The 2,008-nt window shown below is 57.7% G+C and carries 1 protein-coding gene and 1 pseudogene; one reads left to right on the top strand and one right to left on the bottom strand.

The window, feature by feature from the left end; translation table 11 throughout:
• Positions 1-487, top strand: a pseudogene (locus RMO15_RS13395) (methylaspartate mutase); the annotation flags it as partial.
• 495 nt (positions 488-982) lie between these two features.
• On the opposite strand, the gene RMO15_RS13390 reads toward RMO15_RS13395, so the two are convergent.
• Complete coding sequence (locus RMO15_RS13390; protein WP_309713378.1) at positions 983-1,474, bottom strand: hypothetical protein; 492 nt, start codon at positions 1,472-1,474, stop codon at positions 983-985.
• Positions 1,475-2,008 lie beyond the last annotated feature (534 nt).

Genomic DNA, 2,008 nt, shown 5'->3' with positions numbered 1-2,008 from the left:
CCAGACCTGTATCATGATGATGGATGCCTACGCGCCCGAGGGCCATACGGTTCTTGCCAAGGACTCGATCTTCATGATGCCGCAGCTTGGGGTGCTCTCCATGCTCCTGCCCGAGGCCGCCACGCAAGTCTTCGAGCGTGACTGTCTGATCCGCCTGGCCGACTGTATCGCGCCGGTCGGAACGGCTAAAGAGGGCGAGGCGTGCTGCACCTTTGTCTTTAAGGAGAAGAGCTACGATGTCAAGTTCGGCCAGCTTCTTCTTCTGCCACTCGCGCAGAACGAGACCGCGAGCATTGAGTGCCGCCCCGCCAAGGGCTTCGATCTGGGCCAGGGCAAGGGCAAGAACGTCACGTTTAATGTCCAAGGCGGCGAGGTCGGCATGATTTTAGACTGCCGTGGCCGCCCGATCGCCATCCCTGACCAAGACGCCGCCCGCGCCGCTAAGATGCGCGAGTGGCTCAAGGCGCTAAATCTCAGAAGCGAGTAAGCCCTTCGGGCCATCTCCCTGCCATCTCCCCGGCTTCGTTCCTCAGCCGACCCTCTTCCTGTGGCGCTCATGCCTCGCTAGGAAGAGGGTTGTTTTTCTTTGTCGTATAGTTTCTCTGAGGAACTGCACGAGTGTGTGCAAGCCAAGTACCTTGAACTCTGGGAGGATATTCATGCCGACGATCCAAGTTGCCACGCAGGTGCAGCGCATTGTTAGGTGGCAATTCGGCCTCCCCTAGAAGAGCGGAACCGCTCAGAGTCGCGTATTCGTCCAGGCGACCTCGCCATCCCAGTCGCCCCAGCTGTGAATGGCACGAAGCCGTGTGAACGAGGTGCGGTCCGCCAGGAGCCCCGACTTATATTCGTCTATACGGCTGCGGTGCGGGCCGGGATGATAGGCCGCCTGCCGCATCCCCTCGTCTGAGTGCCAAAGCGATAGCGTGAAGCCGTCACGTCCCTCGAAACCTGCACGAAACGCGGCCCGGCGTAGATTTGATTACTCCGCCCCGAAGGCATCCAGCACCTCACCGACGCCTGCCACGAACCGTTTTATGCGCGGAAGCACTTCAGCATCACGCGACACGAAACCCGCCGAAGTGAGGACGATCAGTGGACCACCGGGATCGACGGGTGCGGCACGGACGGCATCGCCATGCTGAAGATGCCCGCGCCAGTTGACATCACCGCGATGGGAGACCGGAACGCTAAAGCAGTGCCAAGCGGCTACCGTCTCTGCGAGCCAGGGCATCGCATCGCCCGGCGCGGCCACCATCGCCTCCGCAGCTTCGCGGCTATGCCAGATTCCCACGCCGCCCCAGATAGCGCTCACTCCTGTGAGCATCCCATCTGAACCAATGTCGTAATGCGGTCCGAACAGCCAGCAGTCGGGTCCCACAACGGGCGGGAAGACCCGCTCGATGGACGAGACGGGCTCAGGAAACTGCAGGCGATGAAACGTTATCCAGTCGTGTCTCTCTGTGTTTGTCATCTCTCTCCGTGTTTATCATCGAAGCAGTCCAAGATGGCGGCATCCTGACGATTTTGGGGAATTATACTGCAAAAACCTATTTGGGATAGAAGCTACGGTGTTGGCCCCATTTTGAGAGGTAGGTTACCTTGTCAAACGGGGAGACTGACGATTCAACTCCGTAACTTCTAAGCTGATTGGTATATACTCGGGGCAGAACTTATGAGGATAATTCCTATGACCGACGCGGATCGCTCCCGCTATCTCCGCCGACTGCGCTTTCCGCCCGAGCTGGAAAGTGCTTTTCAGCAGGACTATTACCGTCGCTTTCTTCCTGCCCTTCGTATCATACTCCTGATTCTGGTTCTCGTGGTTTTTGTGATCTGGCTGAGAGTCTCTCTGGCTGCCGCTCATTTTGATGCAAATCTGCCCAACTCCCACTATACGGAAAGGGTATTGCCTAAGTACAGGACAAAAATTGTAGTGCCTTCTCGCGCTGACACTCTTTGACAGTTCTGCACAAAGAGGTCATCCAATTTTGGAGTGCGTCCAAGC

The sequence above is a fragment of the Armatimonas sp. genome (assembly GCF_031410135.1).
Classification (GTDB): domain Bacteria; phylum Armatimonadota; class Armatimonadia; order Armatimonadales; family Armatimonadaceae; genus Armatimonas.
This window is presented reverse-complemented; position numbering and strand designations above follow the sequence as displayed.

What these genes read in the sequence shown, in the direction of transcription:
- RMO15_RS13390 (WP_309713378.1), bottom strand. Translation starts at nt 1,474, where the DNA reads ATGACAAACACAGAGAGACACGACTGGATAACGTTTCATCGCCTGCAG.